An 18460-nucleotide genomic window follows, 5' to 3' on the forward strand; every position below is an offset into this window, starting at 1 on the left:
TACAATTGGGCAGCAGAAAGCTGCACGAAACTCCTTAAAAATTGATACTTTTGGCGCTTTGCCGCAATACCCTGTTGAATGAATATTACAGATACAATTCAATCTGGCGTGGTACAGGCTGTTAAGAGCCTGTACGATGCCGACTTTACTGCTGATTCCGTGAATTTGTCCCCCACGCGCAAGGAGTTTGAGGGCGATTACACTGTGGTGGTATTTCCTTATACGAAGATCGCACGCAAGAAACCGGAGCAAATTGGCGAAGAACTGGGGCAGTACCTGAAAGATCAGGTGGCTGAGATCGCTGATTTCAATGTGATCAAAGGTTTCCTCAATTTAGAGGTCAGCGACAGCTTTTGGACGGCTTTCCTGGACGACATCTACGCGAAGGAAGACTTTGGCCGGCAGCCTGCCAACGGGCAAAAGGTGATGGTCGAATTTTCCTCTCCCAATACCAACAAACCCCTTCACCTGGGCCACATCCGGAATATTTTGCTGGGTTGGTCGACTTCTCAAATCCTCGATGCGGCGGGTTATGAGGTGGTGAAGGTACAGGTCGTCAACGACCGGGGCATTGCCATTTGCAAAAGCATGCTGGCCTGGCAGCGGTTTGGCGAAGGTGCCACGCCTGCCTCCACCGGGCAGAAGCCTGACCACTTCGTCGGGCATTACTACGTGAAGTTTGAGCAGGCCTTCAAGGAAGAATACAAAGCCTGGCAGGATTCAAAAGCTGGCCATCAGGCATTTGCTTCCTGGAAAGCCGATGAAAAAGCAGTAAAGAAAGCTGAAAAAGCCCTAGAGGAGAAAACCCGCAAAGCCAAAGGCAAAGCAGAACGGGAAGGCAAGGCGTTTGACCCTTCAGAGTACACGCTGGAAAAGTATTTCTTCGGATCGATCTACAAGAACACCTATTTCAACGAGCACAGCGAGCTCGGGCAGGCCGCCAAAGCGATGTTGCTGAAGTGGGAAGCCGGCGACGAGGAAGTCATTGCGCTTTGGAAGCAGATGAACGGCTGGGTATACGAAGGCTTCGATGAGACCTACGAGCGGCTCGGTGTGGAGTTTGATAAATTGTACTACGAGTCCGATACCTACTTATTGGGCAAGGATACGATCAAGGCAGGGCTTCAGGACGGTGTTTTCTATGAAAAGGAAGACGGCTCCGTGTGGATTGACCTGACCGGTGCCAAACTGGACCACAAGCTGGTGCTGCGGAGTGATGGCACATCCGTCTACATTACGCAGGATATTGGTACGGCACAGGAGCGGTACAAAGACTTTGGCGTGGACAAAATGGTCTATGTGGTGGCTGATGAGCAGGACTACCACTTTCAGGTCCTGTTCGAAACCCTGAAGCGGCTGGGCGAGCCCTATGCGGACGGGCTGCACCACCTGAGCTACGGCATGGTCGACCTGCCTTCCGGCAAAATGAAGAGCCGGGAAGGGACGGTTGTGGATGCTGACGACCTGATGGCTGAGGTCATTACTGAGGCCCGGCAGAATACGGAAGAACGGGATACGCTCGATGACCTTAATAAAGAGGAACGGGAAGCCATCATCCGGCAAATCGGATTGGCGGCGCTGAAGTTTTTTATCATCAAGGTGCAGCCGCAGAAGCGGATGGTCTTTGACCCCAAGGAATCGGTGGACATGCAAGGGCAGACCGGGCCCTATGTGCAAAATGCCTATGTGCGGATCCAATCGGTCCTTCGGAAGGGTGGTGAGCAGGATTTGCAGGCTGCTGCGGAATACACCAAACTGGAAACCATTGAAAAAGCGCTGGCTGGTCAACTATACGCTTTTCCCGGTATCATTCAGGAAGCTGCGGCCAATTATGATCCTTCAGGCGTGGCCAATTACTGTTATGACCTGGCCAAGCAGTACCACCGGTTCTACCACGACTTCAGTATTCTGAATGCAGAATCGGATGCGGCTAAAGCCTTCCGGCTGAAACTGTCACAGGCGGTCGCGCATACGCTGAAGACCGGGATGCAACTCCTGGGCATCGAAATGCCAGCCCGGATGTAACTTCCGATTTCCAAAAAAGACTATTAGAATCCAAAGATATGAGCAACGAAACCAAAGAATCTCTAAACTTCATTGAGCAGATCATTGAAGAAGACATCAAAAATGGCAAGCATGGCGGGCGGGTACATACCCGTTTCCCACCGGAGCCCAACGGCTATCTGCACATTGGGCATGCCAAGGCCATAACGGTCAATTTCGAAATTGCTCAACGGTACGGCGGCAAAACCAACCTCCGCTTTGACGATACCAACCCCAGCACAGAAGAAACCGAATATGTGGAGAGCATTAAGCGCGATGTCCAGTGGCTGGGCTTTGACTGGGAAGGGGAGGCTTTATTTACCTCCGATTACTTTTCGCAGTTGTACCAGTTTGCGGTGGACCTTATCCAAAAAGGCCTGGCGTATGTAGACGACTCCTCGGCGGAGGAAATAGCAGAACAGAAAGGCGATATCGGGGTGCCAGGTAAGGAAAGCCCCTATCGGAACCGCAGCGTGGAAGAAAATCTGGAGCTCTTTGAAGGCATGAAAGACGGAAAGTATCCGGATGGTTCCAAGGTACTGCGCGCTAAAATCGACATGGGGCACGACAACCTGCTGCTCCGCGATCCGGTGCTCTACCGTATTAAGCGGGAAGACCACCACCGTACGGGCAGCGATTGGAACATTTATCCTATGTACGACTTCGCCCACGGGCAGTCCGATTCCATAGAGGGCATTACCCATAGCTTGTGTTCGCTGGAGTTTTTCCACCACCGGCCATTGTACAACTGGCTCATCGAAAAGCTGGAAATTTTCCCCAGCCGCCAGATTGAGTTTGCGCGCATGAACGTGGCTTACATGATCACGAGTAAGCGAAAGTTGCTCCGCCTGGTCAAGGAAGATCACGTGCATGGCTGGGATGATCCCCGTATGCCAACGCTTTCTGGGATGCGCCGCCGGGGGTACCCGCCGATGGCTATCCGTACCTTTTGTAACAAAGCCGGTACGACTAAACGGGAAAACCTTATTGATCTCAATCTACTCGAATTCTGTGTGCGCGACGAACTGAATAAGACCGCTCCGCGAATTATGGCGGTGCTTGATCCACTCAAGGTGGTAATCACCAACTATCCGGAAGGGCAGGTAGAACAGATGGAAGTGGAGAACAACCCGGAGGATGAGTCAATGGGTACCCGGGAGATGCCATTCTCCAGAGAGATTTACATTGAGCGCAAAGACTTTATGGAAGACCCGCCGAAGAAATTCTTCCGTATGGGCCCCGGTCGGAACGTTCGCCTGAAAGGGGCTTACATCCTGCACTGCGAGGACTATGTAAAGGATGAGTCCACGGGTGAAATTAAGGAAGTACACTGTACGTACTACCCCAATAGCCGTTCCGGCGAGGATACTTCCGGCATCAAGGCGAAAGGTACCCTGCACTGGGTATCCATCGCCCACGCCCGCAAGGCTGAGGTACGGCTTTACGACCGGCTGTTTACTGATCCGACACCGGACCGTCACGAGGACAAGGACTTCCTGGAGTTTCTGAATCCGGAATCGCTGAAGGTGCTGGAAGAGGCTTATGTGGAGCCCAATGTTGGAGAACTGGAAGCCGGGCAGCAATTCCAGTTTTTACGGATGGGCTATTACTGCGTGGATCCGGACTCTAAGGCCGATCACTGGGTGTTCAACCGGACGGTGACGCTACGGGATACCTGGGCAAAACTGCAGAACAAAGGCTAGCCCGGCTTAAAAATGAAAGGCATTAAACCCCGGAGATTACTGATTTTCTCCGGGGTTTTGTTTTGGAGGGGGAGTATCTTCTTTCTTTTCCATCAAGCGCAGGACCTCCTTGAACTCTTCGATATCCTGCTCTTTGCGGTCTTCAAACATACGGGCAATATTTCTGCCGCTCATGAACTCGCCGCTGCGGTGTATGCCCCGGAGGAAGGAATCGTAGCCTTTGCCATGGTGGTAGTAGCCCAGAGGGGCAATCACGTAACTAGCCACGAATGATCCGCAGGACTGGCACTGCACAAAAACCTTATCTGACTCGCCGATTTTTCGGACCAGGATATTCCTCATATCCGTGGAATCACAAAACTGGCAATGCTGAGCGTGAAGTTCCATAGGTTAGGGTTTAAAAGAATAGGGGAATATAGAAAATACTTGCGACCGCAGTACCGATCAAAGCCAATAAAGTTAGTATTAAGCCTGCAATTAGCATATCCTTCGCCTGCAAGAGCCCTGAGCCGAAAGCGATTGCGTTGGGTGGAGTGCTCACGGGCAGCGCCATGGAAGTGGAACACATAATAGCGATAGCAATGGAGAACAGCAGCTCATTGCCGGGCAAAGAGACCGCAACCGGGATCAAAAGGTTGGCGGTAGCCGTATTGCTCATCACGGTAGTCATGCCGGCCGCCATCAGGAGCAGTATGGCAAAGACAAACAGAAATCCCTGATCCATAGGGATGGCCTGAGCGATGGTGTCGGTCAGGCCGCTTTCGTCCAGCACTACGCCCAGGCAAAGGCCACCACCGAGCATAAAGAGGATGTCCCAGGAAATATTTCGGAAATCAGCCGTGTTGAGCAAGCCAATGCCGAAACTGATGATGATGCACAGGAGCCCCACAAATCCGGTGCTTAGCCCCGTCATGCCACCGGTAAGCCATCCAAGAATGGTCAGGGCAAAAATGACCATGACAATTTTCTGCCTCACAGTGAAGTTATCTGCCGAAGTTGGGTCTTCATCTATGGTGATTTTAATCTCACCAGGAGGATAAAGCCGGAGCAACAATTGCCAAAGGGCTGCAAGCAGCAGCAGTAACAAGGGGATGCTGATGACCATCCAGCGGGCAAAAGATATTTCTATACCTGCCTTGTTCAGGTATTCCATGGCGATGGCATTGGGCGGTGTGCCAATAGGGGTGCCCAGCCCGCCGATGTTACAGGCAAAGGGGATAGCCAGCGCAATAGCCTTAGAGAAGGTAGACCCTGCGGGGATTTGGAGAATGAGCGGGCCTACAATCGCAAACATCATAGCGGCGGTAGCCGTATTGCTCATCCACATGGACAAAAGGGCGGAAATGGCAATCAGGCCAAGGAGGACCCGTTCGGGGGCGCTGCCGGTCTTTTGAATCATCCAGTTGGCAATACGCCGGGCCAGCCCGAACTTATTGAGCAGGGCAGACAGCACAAACCCGCCCATAAACAGCAGGGTGATGTCTCCAAAAAAGGCCTGAAGGAAGTCATCTTTTTGTGCATCCCTGCCCAGTCCATTGAGTACGGGGAGCAACCAAAGTACACTCATAGCGAGCACCCCCAGGCTGGTAATGTAGAGGGGGACCGTTTCCGTAATCCAGAAAAGTGCCGTGATCAAAAGAATGGTCAGCGCCACAGATTCGCCCGGCCCAAGCCCTAACACAGCCCGGTAAAGACCGAATGAATGGGCCAATAAAAAGGCCATTGCGATGCTTAAAGCAGGCCAGTGAGGTCGAAGTCGTTGGAAAATCAGTTCCATCTCTATAGAATTAAGCGCCAATATTAGGGGATAACACCGGAATGCCAAAGTTTACCCGGACTGATATTTATCACTTTGAAAATGAGTGTCTTCTGAATAATTTTCCCTTCTGGGGGATCCGCCAACTATTGACGGGTGAATTGCCAATTTTATCAAAAAAAACGAAGAAAAATGTAAGCCTGAGAAAATTTACTATATTTAACCCGCGACAAAGGATAGGGCATAAACACAAAATTGCACCCCAGTTCCAGCCCTTCAGCTTATTGGCACACAAAATAAATAGCGATTCATAAGGCCGGGTATACTGCCTGACTTTTCCAGTTTAGCAGTACGAATGCTCATGTGCTACGGAAGTACGTGTGACCTGACTACTATATCATAGTGGCCTACGCCACCGTGTTTTGCATTCATTAGTTCATTAAACTCAAAATTGTATGAATTACTCTACAAAGTTCAGCATGCTGCTGGCTTTGCTGTTCACTACTGCAACAGCAATGGCTCAGTTCAACGTGACTGGCAACGTAACCGATGGGAGTGGAGAACCTCTGATTGGGGTTTCTATCATTGTCAAAGGTTCCACAACGGGTACCGTTAGTGATTTTAACGGTGACTTCAATCTAAATGTAAAAGGAGAGCGTGCTGTCCTGCTGTTCTCCTACACCGGCTTTGCTTCCCAGGAAATAGAGGCCACTCCGGACAACAACCGCCTGAATGTTATCCTGGAAGAAGACATTGCCGATCTCGAAGAGGTGGTGGTGACGGGCCTGGCCTCAGGGGTGAAACGCTCTAATTTGGCGAACAACGTATCTACCATTTCGAGCCAGGAACTTACCGAGGTGACCACTCAGCAAACGATAGATGGTGCTTTGTACGGTAAGATGACCGGCGTGAACATCATTTCCAGCTCCGGTGCGCCCGGTGGTGGTATTGCTATGCGCCTGCGGGGTATTTCTTCCCTAAGCGGCAACAACCAGCCGCTGTTTATTATCGACGGGGTGTACATCAGCAATGCTGAAATTCCGAGTGGTTTGCGTTTTGCTTCCGGTGCGAACTCCGGCTCTGAGGAGAATGCTTCCAACCGTCTGGCGGACCTGAACCCTGAAGATATTGAAAGCATTGAGGTGCTGAAGGGCGCCTCTGCCGCGGCCATTTACGGTACACGGGCGAATGCCGGTGTGGTCATCATCACGACCAAGCAGGGGCAGGCTGGGAAAACCAAGGTACGCTTCGAGCAGGACTTTGGTGTGAACACCATTCAGCGTTTTGTGGGCCGCCGTCAGTACACGGCTGCCGAAGTGGAAGAGGCCTTCGGTCCGGATGAGCGGGCTCGTTTTGAGCGTGCTGTAGCGGACGGCGAAGTGTTTGACTACGAGCAGGAAATCTATGGCAATGACGGCTTCATCACGGATTCCCGTATGTCTATTTCCGGCGGTAATGAGAAGACGACTTTCTACTTCAACACCAGCTACCGGGACGAGGAAGGTATTATTGAAAATACCGGATTTGAACGCTTCTCTATGCGTTTGAATGTGGACCACCGCATTTCAGATAGGGTTCGGATTGGCATCAACTCTAATTACATCAACTCATTTGCCAGCCGGAGCTTTACCGGTAATGAAAACGAGGGAGGCCTGAGCTATGGCTACAACCTGGCTTTCACGCGTGACTGGGTGAACTTGTTCCCGGATGAACTGGGCAACTACCCGACGAACCCTAACGCGGCGGGTAACCCCATTTTTGTTCGCGATAATACCTGGAACGAAGAGCGCAACAACCGCTTCATTTCCGGTGCTAATATGGAGGTTAACCTCTATCAGACCGACCGTACGGTTTTCAAGCTGACGGGTAATGTGGGTATTGACTTCTTGATGAATGAAACGTCCGTTTATGTTCCGGAGACCCATCAGGCACAAGCGGGCGGTACCAACGGATTCATTGGTGAGGGCCGCAATGGATTGATTAATTACAATTACCAGGCTTTTGCGGTACTAGACCACTACACAGAGAGCAACATTAACTTTAATACTCAGGTAGGTATGACTTACCTGAATTTCGACCGTGATCTGGTTCTGAACCGGGCTTCCCAGCTAATTCCCGGACAGACTAATCTTGAGAACGCGGGCGCACAGCAAATCAGCCAGGCTTTGGCTACAGAAGAAGACTTTGGTATTGTTGCTCAGGAGCAAATTAACTGGGACGACAAAATCATTGGTACTTTGGGTATCCGCTTTGACAAGTCCAGTCTGAACGGAGCACCCAATGAGTTTTTTGCTTTCCCAAGAGCATCTTTGGCCGTTAACGTAGCGAACTTCGACTTCTGGAGCATCAATAGTATGAATCAGTTTAAGCTACGCGTGGCCTACGGTGAAACCGGCAGCAGTGCATCCTTTGGTTCTCTGTTTACAACACTGCTACCTGTAAACATCGGCGGACAGGTTGGTATTCGTTCCGGTGGAAGCCTTGGTGATCCAAATCTGGAGCCGGAAACTTCTCAGGAATTGGAATTTGGTGCTGACATCGGTATCCTGAACAACAAGTTGAACCTGGGTGTGACTTACTATATCCGTGATGTTGAAAGCCTCCTTTATCCATTTGACATTCCATCTTCAACGGGATGGGCGGACGAAAGCCGGAACGATTTTGACCTTCGTAACCAGGGGCTTGAGTTGCAGCTGGGCTTTACGCCGGTCAATCGTGATAAGTTCCAGTGGAACTCTACCGTCAACTACTGGTACAACCGTTCGGAAGTGACCCGTCTGGGGGTGCCTCCGTTTGTTCCAACTGGCGTTGCTTTCGGACTAGGGCTGGGTACCTTCTTTGTTGAAGAGGGAGAACCCATCACACAACTTAAAGGTAATGGCGCAGAAGGCCCTGAAACCATTGGTGATGTAGAGCCTGACTTCCAGCTGGGCTGGTTCAACCAGATTAAGATTGGCAACAACATCGACTTTACCTTCCTGACGCACTGGAAAGAGGGAGGCGATGTGCTTAACCTGTCCCGTCTGCTAACGAACCTTGGCGGCACTACTCCTGAAGAATACGATGATCTGGTCGGTTTTGTGGAGGATGCTTCTTACTTCCGTCTGCGTGAGGTTGGTTTGTACTACACCCTGCCTAAATTCAGCAATACCATTAGCCGCCTGCGTGTGGGTGTCTCAGGCCGTAACCTGCTTACCCTGACCGACTACAGCAGCTACGACCCTGAAGTTTCCACCAAAGGAACGACTGGCTTGTCCACAGGTATTGAAGTAACGCCTTTCCCAAGTACACGTCAGGCTTATTTCCATGTTACTGCTGAATTTTAATGAGGTCAGACCGGCCCAATTGTTGAACTAAAAAGGAAACATTCCTATGAAAAATATAAATCTGATCATAAGCACATTATGCCTGCTGGTCCTTGGTGCCTGTACTATCGACGAGCAGTTTGATCCCAACGCCCCGAGCGTGAGCGCTATCCTTTCGGAGGCAGAGCCCAACGAGCTGGACCTTTTGGTCTACGGAGCAGAAGCCCGGATGCGAACGGCCTGGGACACGTACATTACCTCCACTGGCACAGTCGCCCGCGAGCTTTACCTGTTTGATGCGGACCCTCGTAACACAGAGGATTTGCTAGGCAAAGAAGGGCGGAGCCTGGATAATAACACTTTTTACCTCACTGCGCCATGGGGCACCCGCTATCAGGTAGTGAAAAATGTAAACCTGCTGTTGGAAGCCCTTCCCAATTCTCAGGGCGCTTCTGAAGCGGAGCTGGCTGGCTACCGCGGCTATGCAAGAACGGTTAAAGCGCTGATGTTCCTGCAGGAGCTCATGCGCCTTAACGATAATGGCATTCGGGTGGATGTTGCCAACCCGGAGAACCTGGGGCCATTTGTCAGCAAAGCAGAGGCTTTTAATGAAATTTTCACCCTTTTGGATGAGGCATATGAAGACTTGCAGAACGGTGAATTCCACTTTCAGCTTACAGACGGATATGGAGGTGGATTCGAAACGCCAGAAGGTTACGCCGAGTTCAACCGTGCCATAGCGGCCCGTGCTGCTACGTACGCTGAACAGTACGGTAATGCGCTGAGCTATCTGGAAGATTCCTTCCTGGACCTTGACGGTGACATCACTGTGGGGCCTGAAATGATCTTCAGCACCGCTTCCGGTGATGTACTGAATCCGGTATTTAAAATTCCCGGGCAGAGCGGCGACCAAATCATTGTCCACAACTCCTATATCGAAGATATCCGGGAAGGAGATACACGGCTGTCCAAGTTCCGCCCACGGGTGGATGCCACCTCTCAGGACGGGCTGAACGGTACGCACGAGACGGCCCTGTACGGGTCTGCACTCGACCCAATCGACATTATCCGAAACGAGGAGCTGATCCTGATCTATGCGGAGGCTAGCATTCAGGAGGGTAATCTGGATGATGCAGTGACGGCCCTCAATGTGATCCGCAATGCGCATGGACTTGGCGATTATGACGGCGATGTTAACCGCGATGCGCTTATCGAGGAAATGCTGTACAACCGTCGCTACTCCTTCTGGGGGGAAGGCCACCGCATGTTCGACCTGCGCCGCTATGGTTTGCTGAATGCGGATAACCTGCCGATTGACCGGCCTGGTGATCAGGTATTCCAGCAGTTCCCGATTCCGCTCAACGAGAATCAGTAATTGACAAGCAGGCGCCTTAAGCGCTAGTTGTAGTATGCCCCGGAAGCGAAATAATGGCTTTCGGGGCATTTGTATTTTAATACGCGGAAACCGACCGTTCCGTAAAGCTTCATTTCAACCGGGCTGCACTTATGGCAGATTGTTATATCTTTGCCGGTACCACAGCAACAAATCAAATCTCCAATCTTTTTTACCCCGGTCAGCCTTAAATCAGTTTCCAGGTATTGGAAACGGGCGGTCTGATCTATGGGGTCGGGCTCCTTTTGTTTTTTGTTTCCGAAAAAATGAATCGCTATGAATATTCGCTTAGCAGGCTTTTGTCTCTTTTTGCTGCTGTTTGGAAGGATAGGTTTTGCTCAGGATTGTGACAATTTTACCATCACGGTATCAGCGGATACCACATTGTGCACGCCTGGCGAGCCGGTGCCGGTTGGTGCCGTTTTCTCTACCACGCCATTTAATTTTCAGTGGTCGCCCTCTACCGGGCTGGCCGACCCATCAGCCGCCGTGACAACCGCAACCCTAACTTCGACCCAAACCTACACCATCACTGCCCAGGCGATAGGCGAAAACCTTATTTTCAACGGCGACTTTGCGCTGGGCAATGTAGGGTTTACTACCGATTATGGGCAGGGTAGCGGTGGGCCAAACGGGCCCCTGCATAACGAAGGTGAGTACCTGATTAGCAACAACCCGATGTCTACCCATGAGGACTTTGCGCCCTGCGGTGATCACACCTCGGGCAATGGCAACATGATGGTGGTGAACAGCTCCGATCAGCAAAACGATGTCTGGTGTCAGGTGGTGAGCGTTACGCCCGGCACAGACTATGCCTTTTCGGCCTGGGTCGCTTCAGTGACTACAGAAAACCCTGCGAATCTGCAGTTCTCCTTCGATGGCATGCTGTTGGGCAATACCGCAGAAGCCACCCCGGTCACTTGCGAGTGGGTGCCCTTCTATGCCACCTGGAATTCGGGGGGCGCCACTGATGTGGAAATTTGCGTGACCAATGTCAACAACGAGTCTACGGGCAACGACTTTGCACTCGATGACATCAGCTTCGGCCCGGTTTGCGAAGCCACTGCAGAGCTAACCATTACCGTGGGCGAAACGCCGGGTACAGTCCCTGATGTCGTTTGCGAAGCTAATACGAACAGCATCCTCTTGTCCTGGTCGCCTACGATGGGGGCAAGCACGTACCAAATGGATGTGCTAGACGGGCCAGTAGGGACCTTCACTTCCGATACCACTTACCTGATCGAAGGGCTGACGGAGAATCAGCAGGTGAATTACGAGCTGTTTGCCGCGTCAGCGGAAGGCTGCCTGAGCCACGTCTACTCTGGAGGATGCACCACGCTGGAATGCCCGGATTACACCTTAGAATTGGAAGGGGCAACCGAAATTTGCGAAGGCTCGCCTTTGGACCTGGCCTTGCTTATTGAGACAGAAAGCCCGGGCCCCTTTACGATGGAGTACACCTATAATGGGCTGACGAATACCCTTCCGGGGCTGCAAGCCGGGATGAATAACCTGTCTGTGCCTGTTCCAGGCAGCGGGAGCATTGCCATTACCAGCTTTTCTGATAGCAGCGCCCCAGCCTGTATCCACAATGGCCCCTTCCCGTCCCTGGATTTCGATGTTGTGCCTTTCCCGGCTGCCGGAGTAGGGAAGGACCTGGACTTTTGCGCGGCACTGGACAGCCTGTTGGACTTGAGCGGTATTCTGGCCGGAGCGGACGCGGGCGGGACCTGGGCCGTTACCGCAGGAGATGTACCCGGTGGCGCCCTCGATGCCTCCACCGGGCAATTCAACCTGGCGCAACTGACTACTTCCGGAGCTATCCAAATAGCCTACATGCAAAACAATGGTATTTGCCAGCCGGATTCTGCCTTTTTCAATCTTGATATCCTTCCGGTTCCTTTGGTGGAAACCGGTGGGCCGTACAGCCTGGACTGTGATACCGATGAGGTCGTTGTCGGCAGCCCCGCTATGGCTGGGTTTGCTTATGCATGGACGCCCCTGGACGGAGGCGTGCTGTCCGATACAGGCATCGCTAACCCCACTGCCTCTGAAGCAGGCGATTATCTACTTGAAGTCACGAATACGAGTACCGGATGTACGAACGCGGTCACCCTAACAGTTGCTGACAATCGGACTACCCCTGAATTAATTGTTAGTATCACCAATCCGGGCTGCACACCTGATGGGACCGGAAGCCTAAGCGTGGATAGTGTTGTTGGTGGGCAGGCGCCCTATTTGTTTGGCTTAAATGACCAATCGTTGCAGCAGTCCCCTTCCTTTACAGGGTTGCAAGCGGGGAGTTACAGCCTCCGTGTACAGGATGGCGGTGGCTGTGAGGGCGTTGCGCTATTTGACTTGGAATCAGCGGCTCCGGGAGGTTTTCGGCTGTTCTCGCCCGGGCAGGGGTCAGCACCCATCATTATCCCGGGCGATTCCATAGACCTGGTGGCGCAACCGCTGGACGCAGGTACGGAGCTTCCTGAGAACCTGGTTTGGGAACCGGCAGTATGCCAGGGCTGTGCAACGGTGAGGGTAAGCCCGGAGCGCACCACCACCTACACCGTTACCGGCACTACGAGTGATGGCTGTACAGTTACAGCAAGCATCGTCGTGGAGGTGAATAATGTGGAGCGGATTTATGTGCCTACTGCTTTTTCACCCAATAACGATGGCATCAATGATGTGCTCCGGCCCTACGCCGGCCCGGAATTTGTCCGGGGTGTCAGCTTCCGCGTTTTCAACCGCTGGGGCAGCCTGGTTTATGAAGCAAGCGATTTCCAGCTTCCTGCTAGTCAGACGGGTTGGGAGGGATTGTACAAAGGGGAGACTGCTCCGGCAGGCGTCTACGGATATCATTTGGTACTGGAAAGAGGCAATGGCGTTGCTGTGGAGCGGTCAGGAGAAGTAAATCTGATCCGGTAGCGATCAATCAGGCACCCTTTTTTAGGGTGAAACCAAAAGTAGAGCCCAGGCCAGGCGTACTCCGCACGTTGATGGTCTGTTTGTGCGCTTCAATGATGTGCTTTACAATGGACAAGCCCAGCCCTGAACCGCCGCGCTCCCGGGAACGGCTTTTGTCTACCCGGTAGAAGCGGTCGAAGACGTGGTTGAGGTGTTTTTTGGGGATGCCCAGCCCATTGTCTGCGACTTCGATGAGGATATTGCCGTCCATATCGTAGAAGCCGATGCGGGTGCGGCCATGCTCTTCCCCATACTTGATGGAGTTGCTCACCAGGTTGGTCAGTACCTGACGGATGCTCTCCCGGTCAGCCTGTACCTTAAAACTCTGAGAAGCCCCATCCTTGAATTCGAGTGTAATATTTCGTTCTTTGGCTTTGAATTCCAAGTCCTCAAAAACTTCAGCAGCCAAGGTGTAGATATCAAAGCTCTGAATCTCCAGCATTAGCTCTCCGGATTCGAGGCGGGAAATGGCTTCCAGGTCTTCCACAATGATGTGGAGGCGCTCCAGGTTCTTGGCGGCTTTTTTGAGAAAGGTGGTGTTGACGTTGGGGTCTTCCAGTGCACCGTCGAGGAGGGTATGCAGGTAGCCCTGAATATTGAAGATGGGGGTTTTGAGCTCGTGGGAGATGTCGCCAACAAAGTTACGGCGGTACTCTGCCCATGCCTTATACTTGTCTAGTTCCTCCTTTTGCTGTTCGGCCCATTCTGCGACCTGTTTTTCTACCTCGTCAATGATGTTTTCGCGTACATCAATGTTTTTATTTTTCTCCTGTGGGGAGACTTTGTGCTTATGGATGGTTTTGTAGATGAGTTTGATCTTACGGTAAATGTACTTGCGCAGGTAGAAAATGGTAATCAGATACGCAGAGGCAAACAGGGCAATGCCGAGTAGCGCAAGGGTAAACATCCAAGTGAACTCAAAACGGGCACGCACTACCTCAAGCACCCCCCAGACGAATAGGGAGGATGCCGTGATGTACAGCGCAACAATTTGTGCAATTTGCTGAGGCGTAGGGTTTTTGAGCATCAGGTCGTTGTTATGTTTGATGGGATTATGAGGCGGTCTTACGGGGTCTAAAATTCAAACTTATAGCCAATACCTTTGATGGTTTTGATGTAATGGTCTCCAATCTTTTCCCGGAGTTTCCGGATGTGGACATCAATGGTGCGGTTGCCAACGATGACGTCCGTGCCCCAAACCTTATTGAAGATTTCCTCTCTGGAAAAGACTTTGCCGGGCTTGGACACGAGCAGGTAAAGCAGCTCGAATTCCTTTTTTGCCAGTTCGATAACTTCTTCCCCCTTGGTGACGGTGACCCGGTCCCGGTCAATGATGAGGTCGCCTATGGAGAGCGTATTCGGTTCTTCCCGTTCTTCTTCCCGGCGTTCGGAGCGCCGGAGCAGGGCTTTAATACGGCTGAGGAATACCCGGGGACGGATGGGTTTGGTGATGTAGTCATCTCCGCCCACGTCTAGCGCCGCAATTTGGGAATAATCCTCCTCTCGTGCAGTGAGGAAGGTGATCAGGGTATGTTCAAACTCTGGTTTGCTCCGCAACTGCCGGCATACTTCCACGCCGTCCATTTTTGGCATCATGATATCCAGGATGATCAGGCGGGGCTTTACTTGTTCGGCAGTCTTAATGCCATCTTCTCCATTGGATGCGGTAAAGACTTCGAATCCTTCCTTAACGAGATTATACCGGATAAAATCAAGTATATCTGGTTCATCATCTACAATGAGAATTTTGACAGGGTCCATCTATGTGAGGATTGGTTGAAAAAGGGGCTATAATAAATAGTAGCCCAAGTCGCATGCCGTCAAAGTTAACGGCTTCACCAGGCGGATTCAGCGAAAGGGGCATTAAGTATATGTTAAGAAATGGCGGTCAGTCCCGCTCTTCCGGGTCTTTGGACTTGGCGTTGAGCTTTTCCACGCGCTCCATCACCTTATCATAGAGGGCCTTCATTTCTTCTGGTTTTTCCCGCATGGCCTCCAGTGTTTGCTGCATTTCCACCGAGTCTATGCCGTGTATGGTGTAGATTTGCTGGTAGTAGGTTTGAGACATGCTGTCCTTGGTTTGGCCTCTGAGGGCCTGCAGGGCAGCTTCGGCAATATGCACATCCGCCAGCACATCAATTAGCTTTTCTTCTGAGATGCGGGGTTTTTCCTCCGGTGTTTCACAGCCGGAAAAAAACAAGCTAAGGCAGCAGGCAAGCAGGAGTAAGATGGCGTATCGCATTAGGAAAAATACTGTTTCGGGTAATGAAATTCGCTTAGGCGGCCGGTTTGGGTGGTGAATGCAGCCCAGTCGTCCACCTCTGCATCTACTCTAAACGTCCCGCAGGTCGGAATATTGGCGATAAAGGTTTCGGCAAAGGAATTGGCAAGGGTGGTCCAGGTAGGATTGTGCCCGAAAAGGTAAACCACTTTCCATGCCGCATCAAACTGCTCGATAAGCCGCAAAATATCTTCCGGGAAGGCTTCGTAAATGAGTGGTTCTTCCTGCACTTCCGTTTCGGGGTATTGCAGGGCTTTTGCGTAATATTTAGCGGTGGTACGGGCGCGCACCGCCGGGCTGCTGATGATGCGGTCCGGGGCTAAGCCTTTGGCACGCAGTAGCTTGCCCATGAATGGCGCATCACGCAGCCCCCGCTTATTCAGAGGTCTTTGAAAGTCTCTCAAGCTGGCATCCTCCCAACTGGATTTTGCGTGCCTGACGAAGTAAATGGTCTTCATAGTTAAATGTGCAGATCGGAGGAGGCACGTTTGCGGGCCCCTCAGGGTTATGGTGAGGGGAAATATAATGCTTTTTGCAAAAGAACAAATCGTTTACAGTTGCAATGTCGTTTGGTAGATTTTGGAGGCGGTCGGAGTGGGGAATTTAGAAGCAGAATCTGAGGATTCGACTTTTTTCGGTTAATTTGCAAAAAAAACCAGGCATGCATTTTAAGGACAAAGTGATTTGGATTACGGGGGCTTCTTCCGGGATAGGGGAGCATTTGGCTTATGCCTTTGCAGAGCACGGAGCAGATTTGGTGCTGTCTGCCCGTAACGAACAGGAATTGCAGCGCGTGCAGCAAAATTGCCCCCGTAGCAGCCGGGTATTGCTCCTGCCGATGGATGTCACGGAATACGATAAGGTTTCCGGTATTACTGCTAGGGCGATCAATCATTTTGGGAAAATTGACGTGCTGGTCAATAACGCGGGGATCTCTCAGCGTTCTCTTGTAGCGGACACCGATTTGTCGGTAGATCAGAAGATTATGGATGTCAACTTTATCGGTACGGTGGCAGTCACGAAGGCAGTGTTGCCTTATATGCTGCGCCGAAAGCAGGGGCAAATTGTGGCCATCAGTAGTGTGATGGGCAAAATAGGTACGCCGAGAAGGTCAGCCTATGCGGCGTCCAAACACGCACTGCATGGCTTTTTTGACTGCCTCAGGGCCGAAGTCTATAACAAAAACATCCAAGTGACCCTGATCTGTCCGGGCTACGTACATACCAATGTTAGCATTAACGCCCTGACCGGTGACGGTTCGCCCAACAACAAGATGGCGCAAACAACTAAGCAGGGGCTGGAGCCCAATGATTTCGCCCGCAAAGCACTTCGGGCGATTTATAAAAAGAAAGAAGAGGCCTACATCGGCGGCAAGGAGATTATGGGCATTTACCTGAAGCGTTTTCTGCCCGGTGTGTTGTCTCGGGTTGTGCGGGGCATGGATGTAAATTAGTGCAGCAAGTTGCTGTATTGCAAATTAACAAAGCCCCGGCAGAAATCTCTGCCGGGGCTTTGTTATAAGGATTTACTTATTGCTTGACCACACTTTTTGTGCTCGTACCCTTTTGAGTAGTAATTTGAATCTGGTACAATCCACCCGGCAGACTGCTCAGATCAAACGCTGTATGATGTGTGCCGGAAGAGCGCACCGAAAACTCCTGAGTTTGGAGGACCTGGCCCATTGCATTCAGGCAGTTGAGTTGTACCGGGCTGCTTTCCTCCAGAACATACTGCACCTGTACCAAGTCCGTTGCAGGATTTGGAAAAACGGACCACTCTGTCACCGGTTCCACATTACTTCGGGTGCTGCTTACATTGGCTGTAGCCAAAAACTTCACTGCAACTTCTGAACCCAAGAAAGTGCTAAGGTCTAAAACAGAGTTGCCAAATTCATCCAATAGCAGGAAGAAGCCGCCTTCATTGAGGCCATCTCCTTCCTCATCGTAGAAGCGTATTTCGTAGCAGCCTTCGGTTTCGAGCGAGAGGCTGATTTCTTCGTAAGTACTGTTGGCGAGCGTGCCTTCGGCGGCGATATTACCATTCTCATCCACGATTTGCCAGCGGTTATTGTGGTCTTCTGCATCACTATCAGACTGAATGTAAAGGTCCAGGTTTAGAGATACTTCTGGTGCTTTGATGAAGGGAACAGCCACTTCATTGTTTGACAGATCATCATCTGATGCCGCCAGAGAAAGGGTGAATGCATTTATCCCTGGGTCTAGGTCTACATTTTCAAACAAGACGGGGGCTTCTGCACCCGTAGCCAACTCGCCTGTCCACTCGTAAGTATCGAGCAGCTCGCCTTCGCGCCGGAGTTCTATCGTGGCAGAAGTCAATGGTGCACTGCCGGAATTGTATAGATTGGCCCCAACCGAGCCATCGTAGCAGGAGCTGTTCCCGATATCAAAAGTGTGAATGGCTGCATCTTGCTCCAGCAAAAGCTCATCTTCGCAGGAAAAAGCCTGGTTGACGACATAGTTGACAGACCAGTTGGAAGGGCCAGACCACATCTGTGGTACTTTGACTTGCATATCCGGGCAAATCATGACTACCGTTGGGAAGCCTTGCAGCCCATAGGCCGCCTGTAACCGGAAGTTTTCCACGTCTATCATAGGGTAGGGGGTGCCATTGACCCAATTGCCCTGGGAGGGGCCTGCCTGCCCCGTGAGTTGTTCGTAGGTCGTATTCGGGTCGCCTTCCACAAAAATGACCATGATTTCGTCGCTGCCTTCAGGGCCATAAGTTTCATAGACTTCTTCCATCACGCCGCTTGTATGCAAAGCCCAGCAGGGGGCACACCAAGCAGCTGAGATGATCATAACGACGGGTTTGCCCTCGCTGAGGTAGTCGTAAAGGCGATGGTCGTTGCCATTAATGTCGGTGAGTGTGAAAGGCGTAGCCCATGCTCCGGGCTGAAGCTGAGCCTGCGCGGTAAATGAGGTAACCAAAGAGAGTAAGAGAATGAAGTAAGTGTTTTTCATCTGTATTCAGGTGATTTACTTGTGAAAAAATAGT

General features: G+C 51.5%; 13 protein-coding genes. 6 read left to right on the top strand and 7 right to left on the bottom strand.

Translation table 11 applies throughout. From position 1 onward, the window contains the following. The first annotated feature begins 78 nt into the window (after positions 1-78). Both argS and MRY86_RS08065 read left to right on the top strand, forming a co-directional pair. On the top strand, positions 79-2025 hold the full coding sequence (gene argS / locus MRY86_RS08060) for an arginine--tRNA ligase (RefSeq protein ID WP_293564854.1): 1947 nt from the start codon (positions 79-81) through the stop codon (positions 2023-2025). Positions 2026-2063: 38 nt separating this feature from the next. Next, on the top strand, positions 2064-3746 hold the full coding sequence (locus MRY86_RS08065) for a glutamine--tRNA ligase/YqeY domain fusion protein (protein WP_293564852.1): 1683 nt from the start codon (positions 2064-2066) through the stop codon (positions 3744-3746). Positions 3747-3782: 36 nt separating this feature from the next. Here MRY86_RS08065 and MRY86_RS08070 read toward each other — a convergent pair whose 3' ends face one another. Beyond that, positions 3783-4133 (bottom strand): hypothetical protein, encoded by a 351-nt coding sequence (locus tag MRY86_RS08070; RefSeq protein ID WP_293564850.1) that lies wholly within the window; start codon positions 4131-4133, stop codon positions 3783-3785. A gap of 10 nt (positions 4134-4143) precedes the next feature. Then, the gene (locus MRY86_RS08075; RefSeq protein WP_293564848.1) at positions 4144-5469 is read right to left on the bottom strand and encodes a DASS family sodium-coupled anion symporter; all 1326 of its coding nucleotides are present in this window, start codon (positions 5467-5469) and stop codon (positions 4144-4146) included. 488 nt (positions 5470-5957) lie between these two features. Here MRY86_RS08075 and MRY86_RS08080 point away from each other — a divergent pair, with 488 nt between their 5' ends. The 3 genes from MRY86_RS08080 (at position 5958) to MRY86_RS08090 (ending at position 13125) form a co-directional block, all read left to right on the top strand. Further along, positions 5958-8828: a SusC/RagA family TonB-linked outer membrane protein gene (locus tag MRY86_RS08080; protein WP_293564846.1), complete on the top strand. Its 2871-nt coding sequence runs from the start codon at positions 5958-5960 to the stop codon at positions 8826-8828. A 46-nt stretch (positions 8829-8874) separates the two neighbouring features. Continuing rightward, positions 8875-10182 (top strand): RagB/SusD family nutrient uptake outer membrane protein, encoded by a 1308-nt coding sequence (locus MRY86_RS08085; protein ID WP_293564844.1) that lies wholly within the window; start codon positions 8875-8877, stop codon positions 10180-10182. 294 nt (positions 10183-10476) lie between these two features. After that, on the top strand, positions 10477-13125 hold the full coding sequence (locus tag MRY86_RS08090) for a gliding motility-associated C-terminal domain-containing protein (protein WP_293571212.1): 2649 nt from the start codon (positions 10477-10479) through the stop codon (positions 13123-13125). Positions 13126-13132: 7 nt separating this feature from the next. Here MRY86_RS08090 and MRY86_RS08095 read toward each other — a convergent pair whose 3' ends face one another. The 4 genes from MRY86_RS08095 to MRY86_RS08110 all read right to left on the bottom strand — a co-directional run bounded on the left by MRY86_RS08095 (position 13133) and on the right by MRY86_RS08110 (position 15903). After that, positions 13133-14191, bottom strand: coding sequence for an ATP-binding protein (locus MRY86_RS08095; protein ID WP_293571214.1), 1059 nt, complete (start codon positions 14189-14191; stop codon positions 13133-13135). A 47-nt stretch (positions 14192-14238) separates the two neighbouring features. Beyond that, positions 14239-14925 (bottom strand): response regulator transcription factor, encoded by a 687-nt coding sequence (locus MRY86_RS08100; protein ID WP_293564218.1) that lies wholly within the window; start codon positions 14923-14925, stop codon positions 14239-14241. Between the two features lie 127 nt (positions 14926-15052). Then, on the bottom strand, positions 15053-15406 hold the full coding sequence (locus MRY86_RS08105; protein ID WP_293564217.1) for a DUF4296 domain-containing protein: 354 nt from the start codon (positions 15404-15406) through the stop codon (positions 15053-15055). Then, entirely contained in the window at positions 15406-15903 is a 498-nt protein-coding gene (locus MRY86_RS08110) for a histidine phosphatase family protein (RefSeq protein WP_293564216.1), read from the bottom strand. The genes MRY86_RS08105 and MRY86_RS08110 overlap by 1 nt, the downstream gene beginning before the upstream one ends. Before the next feature lie 203 nt (positions 15904-16106). Between MRY86_RS08110 and MRY86_RS08115 the strand changes: the two genes are divergently transcribed. Beyond that, complete coding sequence (locus MRY86_RS08115; protein WP_293564214.1) at positions 16107-16898, top strand: SDR family oxidoreductase; 792 nt, start codon at positions 16107-16109, stop codon at positions 16896-16898. 76 nt (positions 16899-16974) lie between these two features. Here the strand turns inward: MRY86_RS08115 and MRY86_RS08120 are convergent, their stop codons facing one another. Beyond that, positions 16975-18426 carry a T9SS type A sorting domain-containing protein gene (locus MRY86_RS08120; RefSeq protein WP_293564212.1) on the bottom strand — a complete coding sequence of 484 codons (1452 nt, stop codon included), beginning with the start codon at positions 18424-18426 and terminating at the stop codon, positions 16975-16977. Positions 18427-18460 lie beyond the last annotated feature (34 nt).

Origin of the sequence: Phaeodactylibacter sp. (genome assembly GCF_022763345.1) — a bacterium.
Classification (GTDB): Bacteria; Bacteroidota; Bacteroidia; order Chitinophagales; family Saprospiraceae; genus Phaeodactylibacter.

Coding starts and splice junctions, on each gene's coding strand:
- MRY86_RS08120 (WP_293564212.1), bottom strand. CDS start 18,426: ATGAAAAACACTTACTTCATTCTCTTACTCTCTTTGGTTACCTCATTT.
- argS (WP_293564854.1), top strand. CDS start 79: ATGAATATTACAGATACAATTCAATCTGGCGTGGTACAGGCTGTTAAG.
- MRY86_RS08065 (WP_293564852.1), top strand. CDS start 2,064: ATGAGCAACGAAACCAAAGAATCTCTAAACTTCATTGAGCAGATCATT.
- MRY86_RS08095 (WP_293571214.1), bottom strand. CDS start 14,191: ATGCTCAAAAACCCTACGCCTCAGCAAATTGCACAAATTGTTGCGCTG.
- MRY86_RS08105 (WP_293564217.1), bottom strand. CDS start 15,406: ATGCGATACGCCATCTTACTCCTGCTTGCCTGCTGCCTTAGCTTGTTT.
- MRY86_RS08070 (WP_293564850.1), bottom strand. CDS start 4,133: ATGGAACTTCACGCTCAGCATTGCCAGTTTTGTGATTCCACGGATATG.
- MRY86_RS08115 (WP_293564214.1), top strand. CDS start 16,107: ATGCATTTTAAGGACAAAGTGATTTGGATTACGGGGGCTTCTTCCGGG.
- MRY86_RS08075 (WP_293564848.1), bottom strand. CDS start 5,469: ATGGCCTTTTTATTGGCCCATTCATTCGGTCTTTACCGGGCTGTGTTA.
- MRY86_RS08110 (WP_293564216.1), bottom strand. CDS start 15,903: ATGAAGACCATTTACTTCGTCAGGCACGCAAAATCCAGTTGGGAGGAT.
- MRY86_RS08085 (WP_293564844.1), top strand. CDS start 8,875: ATGAAAAATATAAATCTGATCATAAGCACATTATGCCTGCTGGTCCTT.
- MRY86_RS08090 (WP_293571212.1), top strand. CDS start 10,477: ATGAATATTCGCTTAGCAGGCTTTTGTCTCTTTTTGCTGCTGTTTGGA.
- MRY86_RS08080 (WP_293564846.1), top strand. CDS start 5,958: ATGAATTACTCTACAAAGTTCAGCATGCTGCTGGCTTTGCTGTTCACT.
- MRY86_RS08100 (WP_293564218.1), bottom strand. CDS start 14,925: ATGGACCCTGTCAAAATTCTCATTGTAGATGATGAACCAGATATACTT.